The organism is Flavobacterium sp., from assembly GCF_013823965.1.
Classification (GTDB): domain Bacteria; phylum Bacteroidota; class Bacteroidia; order Flavobacteriales; family Flavobacteriaceae; genus Flavobacterium.
Map to the genome: position 1 here is coordinate 1 of NZ_PNNA01000083.1, position 20329 is coordinate 20329.

Annotated in this window: 15 protein-coding genes; 11 read left to right on the top strand and 4 right to left on the bottom strand. The window is 35.6% G+C overall.

Annotated features, from left to right (window positions below):
• The 8 genes from C0430_RS09520 to C0430_RS09555 form a co-directional block, all read left to right on the top strand.
• Nucleotides 1-295 (top strand): hypothetical protein (locus C0430_RS09520; RefSeq protein ID WP_290868784.1); only part of this gene is annotated, 295 nt, incomplete at its 5' end.
• Between the two features lie 607 nt (nucleotides 296-902).
• Nucleotides 903-2222, top strand: a complete 1320-nt coding sequence (locus C0430_RS09525; protein ID WP_290868788.1) for a sugar porter family MFS transporter — start codon at nucleotides 903-905, stop codon at nucleotides 2220-2222.
• Between the two features lie 4 nt (nucleotides 2223-2226).
• A complete protein-coding gene (locus tag C0430_RS09530; RefSeq protein WP_290868792.1) occupies nucleotides 2227-3825 on the top strand; it encodes a glycoside hydrolase family 32 protein in 1599 nt (532 codons plus the stop codon).
• 66 nt (nucleotides 3826-3891) lie between these two features.
• Complete coding sequence (locus C0430_RS09535; RefSeq protein WP_290868795.1) at nucleotides 3892-6969, top strand: TonB-dependent receptor; 3078 nt, start codon at nucleotides 3892-3894, stop codon at nucleotides 6967-6969.
• A gap of 10 nt (nucleotides 6970-6979) precedes the next feature.
• Nucleotides 6980-8686 carry a RagB/SusD family nutrient uptake outer membrane protein gene (locus C0430_RS09540; RefSeq protein WP_290868798.1) on the top strand — a complete coding sequence of 569 codons (1707 nt, stop codon included), beginning with the start codon at nucleotides 6980-6982 and terminating at the stop codon, nucleotides 8684-8686.
• A 25-nt stretch (nucleotides 8687-8711) separates the two neighbouring features.
• Complete coding sequence (locus C0430_RS09545) at nucleotides 8712-10550, top strand: hypothetical protein (protein ID WP_290868801.1); 1839 nt, start codon at nucleotides 8712-8714, stop codon at nucleotides 10548-10550.
• Nucleotides 10551-10570: 20 nt separating this feature from the next.
• Complete coding sequence (locus C0430_RS09550; protein WP_290868804.1) at nucleotides 10571-11725, top strand: DUF4960 domain-containing protein; 1155 nt, start codon at nucleotides 10571-10573, stop codon at nucleotides 11723-11725.
• 65 nt (nucleotides 11726-11790) lie between these two features.
• Nucleotides 11791-12702 (top strand): carbohydrate kinase, encoded by a 912-nt coding sequence (locus C0430_RS09555; protein ID WP_290868807.1) that lies wholly within the window; start codon nucleotides 11791-11793, stop codon nucleotides 12700-12702.
• 232 nt (nucleotides 12703-12934) lie between these two features.
• Here C0430_RS09555 and C0430_RS09560 read toward each other — a convergent pair whose 3' ends face one another.
• From C0430_RS09560 to C0430_RS09575, 4 genes are all read right to left on the bottom strand, one after another.
• The gene (locus C0430_RS09560; protein WP_290868810.1) at nucleotides 12935-13309 is read right to left on the bottom strand and encodes a DUF4258 domain-containing protein; all 375 of its coding nucleotides are present in this window, start codon (nucleotides 13307-13309) and stop codon (nucleotides 12935-12937) included.
• A 35-nt stretch (nucleotides 13310-13344) separates the two neighbouring features.
• A complete protein-coding gene (locus C0430_RS09565; protein ID WP_290868813.1) occupies nucleotides 13345-14538 on the bottom strand; it encodes an alanine dehydrogenase in 1194 nt (397 codons plus the stop codon).
• A gap of 159 nt (nucleotides 14539-14697) precedes the next feature.
• Nucleotides 14698-15105, bottom strand: a complete 408-nt coding sequence (gene tsaE / locus C0430_RS09570) for a tRNA (adenosine(37)-N6)-threonylcarbamoyltransferase complex ATPase subunit type 1 TsaE (RefSeq protein WP_290868817.1) — start codon at nucleotides 15103-15105, stop codon at nucleotides 14698-14700.
• 39 nt (nucleotides 15106-15144) lie between these two features.
• Nucleotides 15145-16698, bottom strand: a complete 1554-nt coding sequence (locus C0430_RS09575; protein ID WP_290868820.1) for a response regulator — start codon at nucleotides 16696-16698, stop codon at nucleotides 15145-15147.
• A 392-nt stretch (nucleotides 16699-17090) separates the two neighbouring features.
• Here C0430_RS09575 and C0430_RS09580 point away from each other — a divergent pair, with 392 nt between their 5' ends.
• From C0430_RS09580 to lpxD, 3 genes are all read left to right on the top strand, one after another.
• Entirely contained in the window at nucleotides 17091-17717 is a 627-nt protein-coding gene (locus tag C0430_RS09580; protein ID WP_290868823.1) for a murein L,D-transpeptidase catalytic domain-containing protein, read from the top strand.
• Nucleotides 17718-17865: 148 nt separating this feature from the next.
• Nucleotides 17866-19095, top strand: a complete 1230-nt coding sequence (locus C0430_RS09585) for an HD domain-containing protein (RefSeq protein ID WP_290868826.1) — start codon at nucleotides 17866-17868, stop codon at nucleotides 19093-19095.
• Nucleotides 19096-19226: 131 nt separating this feature from the next.
• The gene (gene lpxD / locus C0430_RS09590) at nucleotides 19227-20273 is read left to right on the top strand and encodes a UDP-3-O-(3-hydroxymyristoyl)glucosamine N-acyltransferase (RefSeq protein ID WP_290868829.1); all 1047 of its coding nucleotides are present in this window, start codon (nucleotides 19227-19229) and stop codon (nucleotides 20271-20273) included.
• Nucleotides 20274-20329 lie beyond the last annotated feature (56 nt).

A 20329-nucleotide genomic window follows, 5' to 3' on the forward strand; every position in this document is an offset into this window, starting at 1 on the left:
GCGCAGTGTCGAAAAAAAAACAGAACTAATTCATCCCGTTGTTTTTCCGAATCCATCCAGTGTAAATTTCAACATTAAATTTGATGCCATAACCGAAGCAACTCCTGTTTATGCTTATATTTTTGACATTACAGGATTTCCGGTAAAAAAAATGGAAACAATTTTAGATGTCGATAATCCAATAATTCATTGGGACGGCATTATGGATAATGGAAACAAAGCCATCAGGGGTGTTTATATCATAAAAGGCCTATTGAAAAATGAATTGTTTGATGCCAAAATAATTGTTGAATAATATTATAATTAGTAATTTTTGTATATAATTTGAGTTAAAACTTTAGTTAATCTAAAACTAAGCCGTCTCATAACTGAGGCGGTTTTTTTGTGCTCTTTTTTGATGTTTCATAATGTGTTACAAACAGAGGATTTACGCATTAAAGTATAGTAAAGCCTGATTTCAAATAATTAATTATCCATTTCCTTTAATTTTTTTCCAAAAAAGGTGACAAGACAAATAAACCGATGCAAAATATCCCATCAGTACACTTTTGGGATAGTCAAATTAGAAAATCATTATGGAGACAATCTTCTTATTTGTATTTTTTATCTAAGGCTACTATTGACATAAGCATAAATAATTACGAATAAAAAACACTATTTATAATTTTCAGCAGCTTAAATTATTTAAAACTTTTTTTTCAAAGATAGTGTTGTTTCTAAACTGTAATTTTATGTAACAATACTGTATACCTTTTCTTGGTTTACTTAGAACGCATTTGGTTAAGTACTTGTTTATCAGTATTTTGTGTTTGATGTTACAAATTTGAAGTAAATGGATACATTACGAAAACGTTATCACAAAGTTTAATAATAAATTTGGTTATAATTAAAAACAAGACAAGATGAATAATAAAATTTTGAGATGGTCACTTATTGCTTCTTTTGCCGGATTTCTATTTGGTTTCGATACAGTAGTGATTTCAGGCGCAGACAAAACCTTGCAGGTGTTGTGGAATTCTAGTGATGTTTTTCACGGTTCCGTGGTGATGGCTATGGCACTTTGGGGTACAGTAATTGGAGCAATTTTTGGTGGTATTCCAACAAATAAATTAGGTCGAAAAAAGACCTTGTTAATTATAGGTATTTTATTTTCAATTTCAGCTGCAGGTTCTGCACTTTCAAATGATCCTTTTGTGTTCGCTTTTTTCAGGTTTCTGGGAGGTTTGGGAATTGGAGCTTCAACAATTGCAGCACCAGCTTATATCTCTGAAATTGCACCAGCAAAAGATAGAGGTCGTTTAGTGGGCTTGTATCAATTTAATATTGTATTGGGAATTCTAATTGCTTTTTTGTCCAATTACCTTCTAAGTGATGTTGGACCCAATGCATGGAGATGGATGCTAGGCGTTCAGGTTTTTCCTTCTATACTTTATACTTTGATGGCATTTAGTATTCCTGAAAGCCCAAGATGGTTGTATTCAATGCTTAGAATTGACGAAGCCAAAATTATTTTTGATAAAATTGGTTCTAAAGAAGACGTTCAAAGTATTTTGGATGATCTAGGTAATACAAATAATGGTACTTCTTTGAACGAAAATATCTTTATGAAAAAATACCGTTTTCAACTGATATTGGTTTTTTTGATTGCGGCATTTAATCAATTATCGGGTATCAATGCTTTTCTATATTATGCTCCCAGAATATTTGAAGAAGCTGGATTAGGAGCCAAAACAGCCTTGTTGAGTAGTATTGGTATTGGTTTTATCAATTTGATTTTCACGCTAATAGGAGTTTATTTGATTGACAGATTGGGAAGACGCAAATTAATGATTTTCGGGTCTATTGGTTATATTTTCTCGCTTTCGATGGTGGCGACTTCGTTTTATCTAAACTGGACTGGACTGGCTGTGCCTGGATTTTTATTCCTCTTTATTGCTTCTCACGCCATTGGACAAGGAGCCGTGATTTGGGTATTTATTTCTGAAATTTTCCCCAATCATTTAAGGGCTTCCGGACAATCCTTCGGTAGTTCTGTGCATTGGGTGTTGGCCGCCATTATCCCTTCGATGGTGCCGATTCTTTTCACCAGTTTTGGTGTTGGAAATGTATTTGCCTTTTTTGCTTTTATGATGGTTTTCCAATTGCTGTTTGTCATTTTTATGATGCCTGAAACTAAAGGAATTTCTTTGGAAGATGTCAGTAAAGGACTAATTAATAAATAAGATTATGACGAATTTATCAAAAATAAAAATTCTTAATGCAATATTTTTCTTCCTACTAATGGCTTTGATGATTAGTTGCGGTTCTACCAAAAAAAGTGATGTAAAAATACTAACCAATGAAGAATTGTACAGACCCAATCTTCATTTCACGCCTAAAAGTGGATGGATGAACGACCCTAACGGAATGTTTTTCTACAAAGGACTTTATCATTTGAGTTATCAATATTATCCAAATGACAATGTTTGGGGACCAATGCATTGGGGACACGCTACAAGTAAAGACATGATTGCTTGGAAGGAAGAAAAAATTGCTCTTTATCCAGATGAAATGGGATATATATTTTCAGGTAGTTCCGTTGTGGATGTCAATAATACCTCTGGATTTGGGAGTTTGAAAAATCCGCCAATCGTGGCAATGTTTACGTATCACGATGCTGTAAAAGCAAAAACGGGAGCCATAGATTTTCAATCACAAGCTATTGCTTATTCTTTGGACGAAGGAATTACTTGGACAAAATACAAGAATAATCCAGTCATTAAAAACCCAAATATTAAAGATTTTAGAGACCCAAAAATGACTTGGGATGCCATTCATAACCAATGGATAATGGTTCTAGCCGCCGATGTGGAAACACAAATATATCGTTCTTCTAATTTAATCGATTGGGAATTGGCGTCTGGATTTGGCAAGAACCTTGGCGTTCACGGCGCCCCTTGGGAATGTCCGGATTTTTTCCCTATCAAGGTCGAAGGTTCAAATGAAATGAAATGGGTGCTTTTGCAAAGTATCAATCCAGGAGGTCCAAATGGAGGATCGGCCACTCAATATTTTGTCGGTGATTTCGATGGAAAAACATTTTCAATTGGAGATTCTTTCGCCCAAGATTTGAACAAATATGGCGCTTTGTGGGTTGATTATGGAAAAGACAATTATGCAGGAGTCACTTGGTCTAATGTTCCAGATGCTGATGGTCGAAAATTGTTTATAGGTTGGATGTCCAATTGGCAATATGCGGACAAAGTTCCAACAAAGAATTGGAGAGGAAGCACAACTATTCCAAGAGAATTGAAACTAATAAACATCGATGGTCATTATCGAATTGTTTCGCAACCGGTAAAGGAATTGGAAAAATATATTTCAAATACAATCAAAAAGGAGCTTCTTGCAATAGATAAAACAACTGTCATTGTTGATAAATCCACTGTCGATATGGCAAAATTGGATATTCGTTTTACGATGAATGGTTTAAAGGACGACAACTATAATTTTATCCTTTCCAATGCAGCAAATAATGCAGTCCATTTTGGAATCAACAAAAAAGAAAAAATTTTCTATATGGACAGGAAAAAGGCAAGTGAAACCACTTTCTCTGATGAATTTGCCAACAAAATGTCAACGGCACCAATAACCTCAGATTTTAATTCCATCGAGGTTAGAATCTTAATCGACAAAACCTCGATCGAAGTGTTTTATGATAACGGAAAAACGGTAATGACTGAAATATATTTTTCGGATGCACCAATGGAATCTTTTTCAATAGCGAAAGCAAATGCTGATTTTGAACTAAAGAACATAACAATAAACCAATTAAAAATTAAATAATCGATGTAAAATTAAACTAACCAAAAAAAATCAAATGTATAAACTAACAACTAAACTATAAAACGTATGAAAATTAAGTATTTAAAAAACAAGAAGAACATATTGTCATTATGTTTGTTTTTCTTAGTGTTTATTGCTTCAGGGCAACAAAGACAAGTAAACGGTTCTGTCTTGGCAGATGATGGTCAGCCCTTGCCAGGTGCTAATATTATCGTGGAAGGACAAAAAAACGGAACATCTACAGATATCGATGGTAAATTTAAAATTTCAGTAGAGGAAGGAACTAATTTGATAGTTTCTTATGTAGGTTATCAAGATGCTAAAATAAAAGTGACTTCAAAAACTACTTACAGCATTAAATTGCAATCTAGCTCAAATAATCTTTCGGAAGTTATAGTTGTAGGATATACCAAAGAGAAAAAATCGGATATAGCAGGCGCTATTTCGGTTATTAAAATGGCCGATATCGCTCAAGAAACAAGTCCTAATATTTTGAGTAACTTACAAGGTAGAGTAGCTGGTTTGCAAATCAATTCCGGAGGAACTCCCGGAGGGAATGATTCCCAAATTATTATTAGGGGATTAACTACCGTAACCAGTGGATCTGCACCTTTATGGGTAATCGACGGGGTTCAAACAACAAGTTCATCCTCATTAAATCCTGAAGAAATTGAATCGATTCAGGTGCTAAAAGATGGTGCTTCGGCCGCTATTTATGGAACTTCAGCCGCCAATGGTGTAATTGTGGTTACCACCAAAAAAGGTAAAAAAGGAGTTTCTGAATTCAGTTTCAAATCCGAAGTTACCGTCAATAAATTAAGAGACAAAATCAACTTGCTTAATTCACGGCAATGGGCAGATGTAGAATACCAAGCACAACAAGGTGCGGGAATTGCTAATCCAACCCATCCTGTTTTAATCAATAATGGTACTGGTTTTAGCTTTCCACAATATTTGGATTCAAATGGTTTGCAAACCACTGCCAATACCAATTGGGTAAATGAAATCACGAACGATACATTTTCAAGCAATACCGATTTTGGTTATCGTAAAGGAACAGAGAACCTGAGTTTATACACCCAATTAAGTTATTCAGAAGACAACGGTATTCAAAGATATACAGGTTATGACCGATTGAATGCGAGATTAAATGCTTCCTATAAATTTTTCAAACAAAGACTAACTATTGGCGAGAATTTCTTGTACTCTACATTTAACGAGGTTAAAGCCAATGAATTTGAAAATGCCATTCTACAAAACCCAATGCTTCCCGTATATTCTAATCTGGGAGATTATGCCACAATTATAACTGGTGGTATGCAAGACAAACCAAACTCCGTGGCAAATTTATGGAGCAATAGAAAAAATGAACAAAAAAATCAAAGGTTTTTAGGAAATGCCTATTTGGATTTTAAAATTATCGAAGGATTGGTATTCAATTCAACCTTAAATTTTGATAAAGGCTTATATAAATTTAACACCGCAGCCCAAGCTTTTTCTACCAATGGTGTAATTCCATCCGTATTTCAAAAAATCACAACCGATGACGTGGACAATGATTATTTGGCCACAATTTTCACCAATACTTTAAAATATGATAAAAGTTTTGGGAAACATAGATTGTCATTATTGGGAGGTGTGGAAAATTCAGCAAGGGAAGAAAATTTTCACAACAACCAAATCAATGGAGTTGATATTACTGATCCTTCAGGTTATGTGATTAATGCCAATGCGCAATATAAAACATTGGTAGGAAAGGTAGAAACGTTCAAGATTTCACAATTTGGTTCTGTTAAATATGTTTTTGACGAACGTTACATTCTATCGGGAACTTTGAGAAGAGATGGTTCTTCCCGTTTTGGAGAAAACAACAAATACGGTATTTTTCCATCAGCCTCAGTTGCTTGGAACGCCAAAAACGAGCAGTTTTTAACAGACAATAAGTATGTTTCTAATTTTAAACTAAGAGCTTCTTGGGGTGTAAATGGTAATGACCAAATAGCAGACTATTCTTATCTTTCAAGTTATGTAGATAATACGGTAGGCAATGTAGTCGAGTTTTCAGATTACGATATTAGCGGAACAGGGTTAGGTACTTCAGGCGGTGTTTTGCAATCTCGTCAAGCGAATCCTGATCTTAAATGGGAGTCAACTGAACAATACAACGTAGGATTCGATTTAGGAATTTTAAAAGAAAGAATCACGCTGCAATCGGATTTTTACATAAAAACCACCAATGACCTGATTTTAAGACCAATTGCCATGTCAATTAATGGAGAAAGCCAACCTCCGTTAATTAATGCAGGTTCTGTTAGCAACAAAGGTTTTGAAGCGGTGTTGAGTTATAAAAGCAATCCTGCCAAAGATTTTAAATATGGGATAGATTTCAATTACTCAACTTATATAAACAATGTGGAAAGTTTAGATACAGAATCCAATTTTTTACTCAATGGAGTTTCAATAACTAAAAAAGGATCGCCAATAGCTTCTTTCTACGGATTAATTGCCGATGGTATTTTTAGAACTCCCGAAGAAGTGGCCGTTCACGCCGATCAACCCGGCAAAGCATTGGGTAGAATTAGATACAGAGATGTTAATCTTGATGGTAAAATTGACCAATTTGACCGAACAATAATAGGCAATCCTCATCCAGATTTTATATATGGAATAAACTTGAATTCCTCTTACAAAGGGTTTGATTTGACCTTATTTTTTGATGGAAAACAAGGGAATGATTTGTATAATGCACAACGAGCCATAGGTGATTTTGATTATTTTAGTTTCAATCACGGGACAAATACTTTAGATGCCTGGACACCCAGCAAAGCAAATTCAAACATTCCTGCATTATCTACTTTAAATAGCAACAATGAATTGCAACCTTCTAGTTATTATGTTGAGGACGGTTCTTATATCAGGTTAAAAACCATAACATTAGGTTATAATTTCGATAACGATTTTTCTAAAAAACTTGGAATGAACAAATTGAGATTCTATTTCGTGGGACAAAATTTATTTTCCCTGACTTCTTTTACCGGTTTTGACTATGAAGTTTCTGGTTTAAGTGCAGGAGGAATTGGTGTGGCAGGTTATGGAATTCCTCACACAAAATCCATGACTTTTGGAATTAATGCAAATTTTTAAAATCTTAATTATGAAAACAAAAATTAAAATAGCATTTACTTTATTGATAAGCATCCAATTGCTTTCTTGTGTAAATGACAGCGATTTAGATGTACAGGAAAATTATGTTTTATCAGCTGATAATATTGATCCTGAACAATTAGTGATAGCAGCATATAGCGCACTTGATTATCGTTACAATACAGGCGATTTTAGGGACCTATGGCCTTTTGACCACGCTCCGTCAAATTGGGCAACAAGCGATATTCGTTGTGGTGATGCCTATAAAGGTGGTGGTGGAACTGGTGATAATCCCGGAGGAGGAATGCATCAACTGGAAACACACGATTTATTTCCATCAAGTGAAAATGCTTACAATGTTTGGCGAGCGATTTATTTTGGAATCAAAAGGGTAGATTCGGCCTTACGAACCATTAATACAATAGATGAAGCTAAATTTCCCAACAAGAAAGAAAGAATTGGAGAATTAAAAGTTTTAAGAGCTCATTTTTATTTTGAAGCCATCAAGAATTTTGGATCTATCGTTTGGTACGATGAAAACACGCCAGTTGCCGACATTAATAAAATTCCAAATACTTTTGACGCTGGTTTTATGTGGTCTAAAGTCGAAGGCGATTTAAACGATGCGATTGCTCTTTTGCCAGATACCCAAACAGAATTGGGTAGAGTCAACAAAGTGGTTGCTTATGCTTATTTATGTAAAGCACAGGTCTTTCAAAAAAAATGGCCTGAGGCGATTGTAAGTGCAAACTATGTTATTAATTCTGGAAAATACGGATTGGTAACCGATATCGAAAAATTATACTCAATTCCGGGTTATGGAAATCGTGAAAACATATTTGCAGTTCAATATTCCATTAATGACGGTTCCCAGTATGGAAATTTAAATTTTGGAAATTTATTAAGTTCACCAGATAGTGCAGGGGATGACATAAATCACCCGTATTTGAATGGAGATGATTTTGACAAACCTTCACAAAACTTGGTAAATGCATTTAAAGTTGGCGCAGATGGACTTCCGTTATTCGACAGTTACAACAATGCCAATGTTACACCTACAGATATTGTAGATCCAAGATTGGATCACGCTATAGGAAGACCTGGTATTTCCTGGAAAGATTGGAAAGCACAACCGCAGCAAACTACTTGGAGTAGAGATGCAGCCACTTATGGTTTTTTTGAACCCAAGAAAAACATGATTTCTCCAAATTCAAACGGTTTGGCTTCAAATCCTACAGGCTTCCCTTGGGCCTTGGGTAATTTAGACTTCCCTCTTATCAAATACAGCGATTTGTTGCTATGGAAAGCCGAAGCCTTGATTGAATCTGGAACAAATGTATCTGGTGGAGTTGCCTTGATTAATGAAATTAGAAATAGGGCAAAGAATTCACCTTATGTGAAAGATTTCAATAATCCTTCAGTAAATGCAGCTAATTATTTAATAAATCTATATCCATTGACTTTAACCCAAGATGCGGCAAGAAAAGCTCTTAGAATGGAACGTAGATTAGAGTTGGCCAACGAAGGACACGGTTTTTATGACCTTGTAAGATGGGGCATTGCCGAATCTTATGTCAACAACTACATTCAAGTTGAAAAAACACGTCGCACTTATTTGCAAAGTGCATCATTGCAAGCGCACGAACAATATTTGCCGATACCTCAAATAGAAATCGATGCAAGTTCAGGCGTGTATAAACAAAGAGCTGGATACTAATAAAAACTAACCAAATATTAAAAATATGAAAACAATTCAAAACCAATGGTCTATTTATAAAACGGCATTAGCCATTTTAATACTTATTTTTGCCGTAATCTCTTGTGAGAAAGACGATAATTTCTCGGATAATGTTCCGGATTATACCGAATCCATCATTCAATCTTTTAAAGTAGGCACCAAGTATGCCGATATAAATCATACTATCGGAACAATTACGATGACTTTGCCTTCAGGAACTGATTTAAAAAGTGTGAAGCCAGAAATTAGACTTCCGGAAACAGCTTCTGTGACCCCAGCTTCAGGAACTACCATAGATTTTAGTAATGGTCCAGTAACTTTTGAAGTGGTTTCCACAAATGGAGCACATAGAACGTATACGGCTAGTATTGCTGCTTATGGTGATCCTAAAATATTATCCTTTTCTATTGCGGGAAAAGCAGGTGTAATTAATGAAACGAACAATACTATTGCAGTTGAAATAGGAAGTCAAGATGGAAATTTAAACAATTTGGCTCCTTCATTTGTAATCGCTGGAGGAACCACTGTGGATGTTGCTTCTGGAGTTGCCAGAAATTTTACTTCTCCTCAAGTTTATACTGTTTTGTCAAATAATGGTTACACAGCCAAACAATACACTGTTACGGTTACACAAATACAAGCACCTAGAATTGACTCTTTTGTTATCAATGGAACGGTTGGTATTATTGACAATACTGCCAATTCAATCGTGGTTATTTTACCGGCGGGAACTAACTTAACAAGTTTGGCACCAGTAATAACAACACCTGCAGATCAAACTGTAACACCAGCTTCAGGAGTGGCACAAAATTTTAGTACTGGCAAAGTAACTTACACAGTTAAAAATAAAGAAAACCTTACTAAAGTATATGATGTAACTGTTTCGTCCATTGCTCCTACAAAATACGCCTTTTTAGGGTTAGAAAGCGACATCAGTTCTATCGTTGATGACGATGCAAAAGCAGCTGCCACTTGGATGCAAACTACCTATGGAGCGGATTTCAAATACATCAAAATTGCAGATATTTCAGCTCTAAATATTGGAGATGTAAAGGTGGCTATGTTGTATTATTTGACTCCATCAGAAAATCAAAATTTTTCAGCAACACCAACAGATGTTTCAACAATGTTGCCTGCCGCTTTAAGAGCTGGAGCTTCTCAAGCCAATGTGCTTAAATCTTGGGTTAAAGGTGGAGGAGATATGCTTATAGCTGGCGATCCTAGTCCGTTTATATTTTCTTTAGGAAGAGTTCCTGCTAATTTTGGAGCAGCAAGAGCACCTGGAAATTATGTATTCTCCGAGTTTGGTTGTGCCGGTGCTTCAGGTTGTTATGATACTGGTAAACCTGCAGACGATATTTGGGGATTGGGAATGAGAGACTCCAACAATTCTGGAAACAGACGTACTCACGCTATTTTTAATGGTTTGACTTTTGAAGGAGGAGCTGGAAATGAATACTTGCCATTACAAAACAGCGCCAATAGAGAAGTTAGATTAATCTGGTGGCAACACTTCGACGGAATTCTTAATCCAAGCTGTTGTGGTTCGGATGCAGCCGTTAAATTTGAAAAAACTTTGACAGCTACTAAATTCGGAACATTAAGACATATCGGTGATGCTTTTGGTTATGGAGCTGTAGAGTTCAAGAGAACTGACTTGACAAACGATGCCTCATTTGATTCTCAAATACCTAAAGATTTCAAAGGACACGTATTTACAATTTCCAACACTATTGTAGGATATGAATGGAATTCTAATGGTACGGCAAACGCCTATCAAAATAATATAAAAGTGTTTACCAAGAATATTATTGATTACCTATACAACATCAACAACGATTAATTAATTTCAAAAATATTGACATGAAAAATAAATTTATAAACACATTTCAGCTTAAGTATTTATTGTTGCTAGTAATAGCAACAATAACATACTCTTGTGATGAACGTCAAAATTATGATGACGAATTGACAAGCACTTTGAATATAATTGAATCCATCAAAATAGGTAAAACTAGCGCAACGATTGATAATTTGTCAGGAGTTATAGACTTTGTCTTGCCTTCCGAAACAAATTTAAATTCGGTTGTTTTGGATATAAAAAGCCCAGAAGGAGTAATCCTGACTCCAGCAATAGGTACAACAGTCAACTTAACCACTCCGCTAGAACTAACCGCTTCATCTGGAGGAAAAACGAGACATTACATTATCAATGCACGTGTATTGCCTAATCAAATTGCTTTTGTTAGTGATGCAACTTCAATAGAAACTATAGTCGATGAAGATGTAAAAGCAGCAGCTCAATGGGCAAAAAATACCTACGGCAGTAGATTTGTGTTTATGCCTTTCTCAGATTTAACCATAAATTCTTTAAAAACGGTTAATGTGGTTTTCTTCTTTTATGATACACAAGGAACATCTGCTTTGCCACAAATAAGTCTGGATAAAAAGAATATTTTAACCCAATATCTTGTTGAAGGAGGTAAAATGCTCTTGGGAGGTATGGCAACAAGTTATGCTGAGGTTATTGGTCGAGATAAAAGTGGACTTTTGACCATTAAAGGTAACGGTATTGGATTTGTTGATGGTGGAACTTGGGGCATCGATGGAGGTGTGAATTTCCAAAATGATCAAAGAAATAGCCCTATTTATAATTTTACACAAGTAATTTCCACAGATTCCAATGGGTATTTCCCAATACTTAACGGAGGTTACAAAGAAGATCACAACAACCTTTGGGATTTAGCACCATTATTGGGACCAGGGCATCAAAAAGGGCAATTTGCAGAATTTGAAAACCTTTACGGAGGCAAAGTTCTTGCGGTTTGGAGTGGCGTGAGCGACGAATGTTGTCCAGGTATTATTGAGTTTAAATCGAATTCAGTTTATGCAGGAACTATAATTGCAATTGGCGTTGGTGGAATGGAATGGGCCATGAATGATGGCAGAATCAATACCTATGCTGCCAATATACAAGGAATCTACCGCAATTCGATAGATTATCTAAATACAAAATAATGAATGGTTGGGTTAGTAATTTTAAAGGGCAAGTTTTTCTTGCCCTTTAATTAAATTAAAAAATAATGCAAAAAAATAATTTTAAAGCAGTTTGCTTTGGAGAGGTTTTGTGGGATGTGTTTCCTTCTCACAAAAAAATTGGAGGAGCTCCTTTGAATGTGGCACTACGCATGAATTCTCTGGGAGTGGACACAACCATTATAAGTCGTATCGGCAAAGATGAAGATGGAGACAATATAATCTCATTTCTAAAAGACCAGAATGTGAGTTCCAATTCAATTCAAGTTGGTGAAGACTATAAAACCGGAGTTGTTAATGTAATGATTAACGAAAAAGGGAATGCTTCTTATGACATTATGTACCCTTCTTCTTGGGATAAAATCGCATTGACCAAAGAAATGATTGAAAAAGTTTCAGCATCGGATGTTTTCATTTTTGGAAGCTTGATATGTCGAGATGAAATTTCCAGGTCAACATTGTTTGCTTTGTTGGATAGAGCAAAATATAAAGTTATGGACGCTAATCTGAGAGCACCTTATTATACCACAGATGTACTCGAGGAATTGATGTCAAAGGCTGATTTCATTAAACTAAATGATGAAGAATTATGGAAAATAAGCCGAGAATTGAAATCTCCCTATAATTCTTTTGAACAGAACATGAAATTCATAGCCGAAAAAACAAACACCAAGCAAGTCTGCGTCACCAAGGGAGAGTTTGGAGCTGTTTTATATTACAACGATAAATTTTATTACAACAGTGGCTATTTTATAAAAGTGGTGGATACCGTTGGCGCCGGAGATTCCTTCTTGGCAACTTTGATAGTGAGGTTGTTAAAAGGGAAATCGCCCCAAAAATCTTTGAATTATGCATGCGCTGTGGGAGCATTGGTAGCCGGTCATGAAGGAGCAAATCCCAAACTTTCTGATATGGAAATTAAAAAATTTATGATGCTTGAAAATAAAATTAAAAAATAAGTTTAGAATCCCATTATTGGGTAGATTCTAAGCTTATGAAAGCAGCCGTAAGGGAACAATCAGGAAACAGATTTTAGAATGATTGAATAATGATTTGAAAAACATAATTTGAGACCAAAACAAAACTACTGCTTTAAAATCCCTATGTTTAAAAATAGATGCCCCCAAATAGTGTATAACTTTTGGGGGCATCTTTATAAAATAATTGAAGTTTTTTTGGCAACAAAAAATGTTATTTCTTGATAATATCTTTCAATAACGCTTTTTCGGGATAATTAATCACTTCCAGCGTGATAGCTTGATTTTTAGTGGTTTTTCCATCGATGGTGTATAGTTTTCCTGTTCCGACTTTGATATTGCTTTTGTCGAAATCCACGTCGCCATATTTTAGGCAATTCTTGATATCGGAAGTGTCAATCCATTTTTCGGCCAATATTAGCGAAGCTTTATCAGAATAATGGAAAGGTTTGTTTCTAAGATCATTTAAAACACGGGCATTTGGAAAATAATTACATCGAGTGTCTTTTCCACTGAATACGGCGGCTACAACGAAGGAACCCATTATCAATCCTATCAAATAATAGGCAAAACGGTGTGAGAATTTCATAAATTAATTTTTGGCAAAGGTAAAATAAAGTTTATTTAAAACACGATTAAATTGATATCGTTGTTGGGCAAGTCAAACCAATCGCCAATCGCTTTATTGGTAAGGATTCCATGGTATAAATAGACTCCATTTTTCAAGCCATTGATGCATCGTATGGCACTTTCAATTCCGCCATCTTCGGCAATTTGTAACAAGTAAGGCGTGATGATGTTGCTAATGGAAAGTGATGCCGTTTTTGAATATCGGGATGGAATATTGGGTACACAATAATGTAATACGCCACTTTTGACAAAAGTTGGTTTCTCGTGCGTGGTCACTTCCGAAGTTTCAAAACAGCCGCCTGTATCTATGCTGACATCAACAATCACGGCTCCTTTTTTCATGTGCTCCACCATGGTTTCGGTTACAATAACTGGGCAGCGTTCTTTGCCACGCATTGCGCCAATGGCAACATCGCATCTTCTCAATGCTTTCAACAAGGATTTATGCTGTATGGTTGACGTAAAAATTCGTTGCGGCAAATGGTTTTGCATTCGCCTTAATTTGGTAATCGAATTATCGAAGATTTTCACGTTGGCACCCAAACCAATAGCGGTTTTTGCGGCAAATTCTCCAACGGTTCCTGCGCCAATAATGACCACATCAGTAGGAGGAACGCCCGTAATGTTCCCAAATAATAATCCTTTCCCAAATTCATTGGTAATCATTAACTCGGCGGCAATCAATATCGAGGCCGTTCCAGCGATTTCGCTCAAGGATTTCACGGCAGGATAGGAACCGTCTTCGTCTTTAATGTATTCAAAGGCAAGTGCGGTAATTTTCTTTTTCGTCAAAGCTGAAAAATAGGCTTTCTTAATGGTTTTTAATTGTATTGCCGAAATGATGATTGAATTTGGGCTGATCATTTCTATTTCTGCCAAACTGGGCGGTTCCACTTTTAGAATTATGGGACAACCAAAGACTTTCTTGGTATCTTTGGTGATTTCGGCACCGGCATCGGAATATTCTTTGTCAGAATAACTGGAACTTTCTCCAGCACCAGATTCTATCATCACGCGATGTCCTTGACAACTCAACGAATTTACGGCATCAGGAGTAAGACAAATGCGGCGTTCTTGATAACTGGTCTCTTTGGGGATTCCAATGAAAAGTTCGCTTTTGTGTCTTGCTATTTCAAGTTTTTCCTCTTGGGGTAACAACTGTTGCTTTGTAAATGGAGTTATCGACATTGATTTTGATAAATTAGTGGTACAATTTACGGAAAAGATTTTAAAAAATAATAATTTACAAGCTAAAGCCAAATTGAAAATGGAGAATAAAATTTAGAATCAATCCATAATTTCTTCCATTTTAATTTCGGCTCTTTCATAAATGTCATATTGTTGAAATTAGCTAAATTCCAAAAAACGTTTTCCATCAGGAAGCAAGCTAATTGAAATTGTAGAATGCAAATCTGGAATGAGCGTCGGTATTTTTTCGGCCCATTCAATAAAACACCAATTTCCAGAATACAGGTATTCATCGGCTCCCATATCCAAGGCTTCTATCTCGTTGTTTAATCTGTAAAAATCAAAATGATAAACAATTTGATTGTTAGTGGTTTGGTATTCGTTAACTAAAGAAAAAGTTGGACTACTGGTTACGTCGTTTACGCCCAATTCTTTTGCCAAAGCTTTTATCAAAGTTGTTTTTCCAACGCCCATTTCTCCGTTAAAAAGGATGACTTTATTTGGGTTTTGTTCCAGAATATGTTGGGCTACTGAATTGATTTCATCTAATGAAAAAGTGATTTCCATTCTTTAATTATTTGTTTAATGTTCGGTTTGCAAACTAAATTATTTTGGGTTAAAAATCAAAAACGGAATAATCATTTCTTCCAAAGAAATTCCACCGTGCTGATACGTGTTTTTATAATAACTCACATAATGATTGTAATTGTTGACATAAGCCAAGAACAGGTCATTTTTTGCAAAAATATAAGAGCTACTCATATTTATGGCGGGTAACCCTATATTTTTTGGTTCTTTCACGGCATAAACATCTTTGCTTTCATAAGACAAACTGCGTCCGGTTTTGTAACGTAAATTTAGGCTCGTATTCTTGTCGCCAATCACTTTCGAAGGGTTTTTTACGTTTATGGTTCCATGATCCGTGGTCAAAATCAACTTGAAACCCAGTTTCTGTGCTTGTTGAATGATTTCTAAAAGGGGAGAATTCTTGAACCAACTCAAAGTCAACGAGCGATACGCTTTATCATCTGAAGCCAATTCTTTGACCACGTCCATTTCGGTTTTGGCATGTGAAAGCATGTCCACAAAATTGTAAACTACCGTAACCAAATCGTTGTTTTTTAAGGATTTGAAGCCTTCTACGAATTTTTTTCCTCCGGCAAGATTGGTGATTTTGAAATAATCTTCTTTGATGTTCAAACCCAATCGTTTCAATTGTGCTGTCAAAAATTCGGCTTCATACAAGTTTTTTCCACCTTCTTCGGGATCATTTTTCCAATATTGCGGAAATTGTTTTTCCATTTCAAGTGGCATCAAACCTGAGAAAATGGCGTTTCTCGCATATTGTGTGGCTGTGGGTAAAATAGAGTAATAGGGAACTTCTTTTTCTAATTTATAATGGTTTCCCACCACATTTTCGAAAACTTTCCATTGGTCGTAACGCAAATTGTCGATTACTACAAACAGAATTGGTTTGTCCTTTTTGACAATTTCCGGAACCACCAATTCCTTGAATAAAGTGTGTGATTGTATAGGTTTGTCCGCTTTTGGTGCAAACCAATCTTCGTAATTGCGCTCGATAAATTTTCCAAATTGCGAATTGGCTTCCGCTTTTTGGGATTCCAATATTTCAATCATTCCTTGGTCGTCGATGTTTTCGAGTTCCAATTCCCAGAAAATCAACTTTTTGTACAATTCCACCCAATCTTCATAGGAATTGACCATTGCCATTTCCATAGAAATTTTGCGAAATTCCTTCTGATAATCCAAGGTTGTTTTTTGCGAAACCAATCGTGAATGATCTAAATTCTTTTTCAAGCTCAACAAAATCTGGTTTGGATTGACCGGTTTAATCAAATAATCGGCAATTTTGGAGCCAATGGCTTCTTCCATAATATATTCTTCCTCGCTTTTGGTGATCATGATCATCGGAATCGAAGATTTCTTTTCCTTCATTTCCGAAAGTGTTTCCAAGCCGCTCATTCCAGGCATATTTTCGTCCAGGAAAACAATGTCAAAATTATCGTTTTCAAAAATTTCAATAGCGTCACGGCCGTTATTGCAGGTGGTGACACTGTAATTTTTCTTTTCCAGAAATAAAATATGCGGTTTTAAATAGTCGATTTCGTCATCGACCCAAAGTATTTTTATCTTGTCCATAATTTCGTTTAAAGTATTCAAAAGTAATAAATCAATGCGGCAATTTACTGGTTTTATAAGGGGAAGTTGCCAATATCGCGATAATTTAATATTATTTTAAGGTATATCGGGAAGTTTTATTCGTCAGTTTCACTTCGAGGATGTCGTTTCTATCCTTTTGGATAAATTATAGTTGAATTTTAACTATCTAAAAAATGTGCGATTGACTTTACATCTGTGTTAATTATTATAAAACACTTGTATTCAGGTAGATATATTTATTAATTTTGTCTCCTGAAACAATTTTTTTCCATTTTGTCGTTATTTTGTTTTTAAGAATTAAATTTAAATTCTTTTCAATAAATGGTATAATAGTTGCTTCAAAAACTTGAATTTAAGTAACATACGGCTAAATGAGAAAAATAATTTTTATCTTGACTCCCATTGTGGTAATCTTGTTTTGTAGTTTCAACAACGGAGTGAAAAATACAGAAAAACAACCAACTGAAACTGAGGAAACGATTAGTCCGAAGGAACAACGGCTTTTGGAGCGTGTTAAAACCATCAAACAATTCATAGGCACCAATTCAAAATACAATAATGAACTGGCTTTTTTTATCGATATGCGAGTGATGTCGGGCAAAAACAGGTTTGTTGTTTATGACTTGAAAAACGACAAAATTGTGGATCAAGGTTTGGTTGCCCACGGCATTGGTTCTGAAAATGGAACTGCGGGGGAACTAAAATTCAGTAATACCAATAGCTCTTTTTGTACCTCGTTGGGAAAATATTCCATAGGAAAAAATTATATTGGACGCTTCGGTAAAGCCTATAAATTATATGGTTTGGACGCAACAAACAGCAATGCTTTTGCCAGAAGTATTGTGCTGCACCAATACGACAAAGTCCCTTACGAAGAGCAGGATAAAGCCATTGTCCACAGTTTGGGTTGTCCAATGGTCAATGAATTGTATTATGGCAGAATTCAAAAAATAATCGACAATTCCAAACGAAATATCATCTTGGATATTTACTATTGACAAGAAATGTTGCCCAAAATAACTCCTCACGATTTGTAATCAAACGTGAGGTTTTTTTATTGCCAATACTTTCCTTTTTGGAATTTGAAAAGTAAAATTTTCATTGGCCCTTAATTTCCTTATATTTGTTACCCAAAACAAAGTTATTGTGAGCGAAATCAACAAGCTAAAAATATTTAATGACCCCATTTACGGGTTTATCACTATCCCAAATCCTTTAATTTACGATTTAGTCCAACATCCTTATTTTCAGCGATTGCGGCGCATTTCCCAAATGGGATTGTCGTATTTGGTCTATCCGGGAGCAAATCATACTCGTTTTCATCACGCTTTGGGCTGTATGCACATTATGCAAAAAGCAGTCGATGTGCTGCGTTTTAAGGGAGTTTCAATTTCACGGGAGGAAGAGAATGCCTTGTATATTGCCATTCTTCTGCATGACATTGGTCACGGACCTTTTTCGCATGCCATGGAAAGAAGCATTGTCGAAGACGTGCATCACGAAGCCATTTCATTATTATTCATGAACCAATTGAATGTTGAGTTTGACGGTCAGTTGAGTTTGGCCATCCAGGTTTTTAGAGGGGATTACCATAGAAAATTTATGCTTCAATTGATTTCCAGCCAACTTGACATGGATCGAATGGATTATCTCAAACGCGACAGTTTTTATTCGGGCGTGGCAGAAGGGAATGTCAATTCTGAGCGGTTAATCCAAATGATGAATGTGGTTGACGATGTTTTGGTCATAGAAGAAAAAGGCATTTATTCCGTAGAGAAATTCCTGATGTCGAGACGATTGATGTATTGGCAAGCTTATTTGCATAAAACCAGTTTGGTGGCTGAATTAATTTTGACCAAAGTTCTAAAACGCGCCAAAGAATTGACCCAAAAAGGAATCATTTTACCGTGCAGCGCACCTTTGATGTTCTTTATGCAAAACAAAGTTACCCTGGAAACTTTTGATAGCGAAAACTTGGACTTGTTTTCCCAATTGGATGATTTTGACATAATTAGTGCTTTAAAATCGTGGCAAAAACAAGATGATTTTATATTGTCTTCCTTGAGTAAAATGATAATCAACCGGGATTTGTTGAAAATAAAATTAAGCGAAGAAAAGCCTTCGCCAGACGATTTGCATACACTGAAAGAGCGTTTTGCATTGGAAAATAACATAAGCTTGCTGGAAACCAATTATTTTATTTTCAAAGGTAAAATCAAGAATCAAGCCTATAGTAAAGAAGCTGAGCCTATTCGAATACTGAAAAAAGATAAAACGATAGAAGATGTAGTTGAAGCATCTGACCAATTGAATTTGAAGTCGTTGTCAAAATTTGTGACCAAATATTACATATGTTTTCCAAAACAACTTGTATAAAAGCCTTCATTTAAAATCTATTTTTTATATTTTTGTCGGAATGAAAAGAACCAGTACATTTTTTTTGAATATAAGCAGAACGTTGAATAGAAAGTTCCATCTTATTACTATAAAAAATACAATCAGATAAGATGAAATTTACAGCAGAGCAAATAGCGGGTGTTTTAGATGGAGAAGTAGTTGGCAATCCCAATGCTGAAGTATATAAATTGTCTAAAATTGAAGAAGGTTCCGAAGGGTCAATCACTTTTTTGGCAAACCCCAAATATTCACCCTACATTTATACCACACAAGCAACCATAACCATAGTAAACTCAAACTTTGTACCTGATGGAGCATTATCCACAACGTTGATAAAGGTGGAGGATGCTTATATGTCATTTACTAAATTACTGGAATTTTACGATCAGGCAAAAAAAGGAAACAAAACAGGAATAGAACAGCCATCGTTTCTTTCGGGGAGCGTAAAACACGGTGAGAATTTCTATTTGGGAAGTTTTAGTTACATTGGCGAAAATGTGGTTTTGGGCGAAAACGTAAAAATTTACCCTAATTGTTACATAGGAGAAAATGTTGTAATGGGGGATAATGTCACTATTTTTGCCGGTGCAAAAGTGCATTCGGAAACTATTATAGGAAATAATTGCGTGATTTATTCCGGAGCAGTAATTGGTGCTGATGGTTTTGGCTTTGCGCCAAATGCTGACGGAACTTTTACAAAAATTCCTCAAATAGGAAACGTTGTCATAGAAGACAATGTCGATATTGGAGCAAACACCACGATTGATAAAGCCACAATGGGTTCAACCATAATCCGAAAAGGAGTAAAGTTGGACAATCAAATCCAGATAGGACACAATGTCGAAATAGGAGAGAATACCGTAATTGCTGCACAAACGGGAGTCGCCGGTTCCACCAAAATTGGAAAAAGTGGAATGATTGGAGGACAAGTAGGAATTGTTGGGCATTTGACCATTGGCAACAATGTTCGAATCCAGGCACAATCAGGTGTTAGCCGAAATATAAAAGACAATGAGGTCTTGCAAGGAAGTCCAACATTCGGATACAATGATTTTAACAAATCGTATGTTCATTTCAGGAATTTACCTAAAATTGTTACAGAGATAGAAGAATTAAAAAAACAAATATTAAACCAAAAAAACGAAAACAATGGTTAAACAGAAGACCATCAAAACAGCAATTTCACTAACAGGAGTTGGATTACACACAGGAA

Coding starts and splice junctions, on each gene's coding strand:
- tsaE (WP_290868817.1), bottom strand. CDS start 15,105: ATGGAAATCACTTTTTCATTAGATGAAATCAATTCAGTAGCCCAACAT.
- C0430_RS09530 (WP_290868792.1), top strand. CDS start 2,227: ATGACGAATTTATCAAAAATAAAAATTCTTAATGCAATATTTTTCTTC.
- C0430_RS09580 (WP_290868823.1), top strand. CDS start 17,091: ATGAGAAAAATAATTTTTATCTTGACTCCCATTGTGGTAATCTTGTTT.
- C0430_RS09545 (WP_290868801.1), top strand. CDS start 8,712: ATGAAAACAATTCAAAACCAATGGTCTATTTATAAAACGGCATTAGCC.
- C0430_RS09575 (WP_290868820.1), bottom strand. CDS start 16,698: ATGGACAAGATAAAAATACTTTGGGTCGATGACGAAATCGACTATTTA.
- C0430_RS09535 (WP_290868795.1), top strand. CDS start 3,892: ATGAAAATTAAGTATTTAAAAAACAAGAAGAACATATTGTCATTATGT.
- C0430_RS09525 (WP_290868788.1), top strand. CDS start 903: ATGAATAATAAAATTTTGAGATGGTCACTTATTGCTTCTTTTGCCGGA.
- C0430_RS09540 (WP_290868798.1), top strand. CDS start 6,980: ATGAAAACAAAAATTAAAATAGCATTTACTTTATTGATAAGCATCCAA.
- C0430_RS09550 (WP_290868804.1), top strand. CDS start 10,571: ATGAAAAATAAATTTATAAACACATTTCAGCTTAAGTATTTATTGTTG.
- C0430_RS09560 (WP_290868810.1), bottom strand. CDS start 13,309: ATGAAATTCTCACACCGTTTTGCCTATTATTTGATAGGATTGATAATG.
- C0430_RS09565 (WP_290868813.1), bottom strand. CDS start 14,538: ATGTCGATAACTCCATTTACAAAGCAACAGTTGTTACCCCAAGAGGAA.
- C0430_RS09555 (WP_290868807.1), top strand. CDS start 11,791: ATGCAAAAAAATAATTTTAAAGCAGTTTGCTTTGGAGAGGTTTTGTGG.
- lpxD (WP_290868829.1), top strand. CDS start 19,227: ATGAAATTTACAGCAGAGCAAATAGCGGGTGTTTTAGATGGAGAAGTA.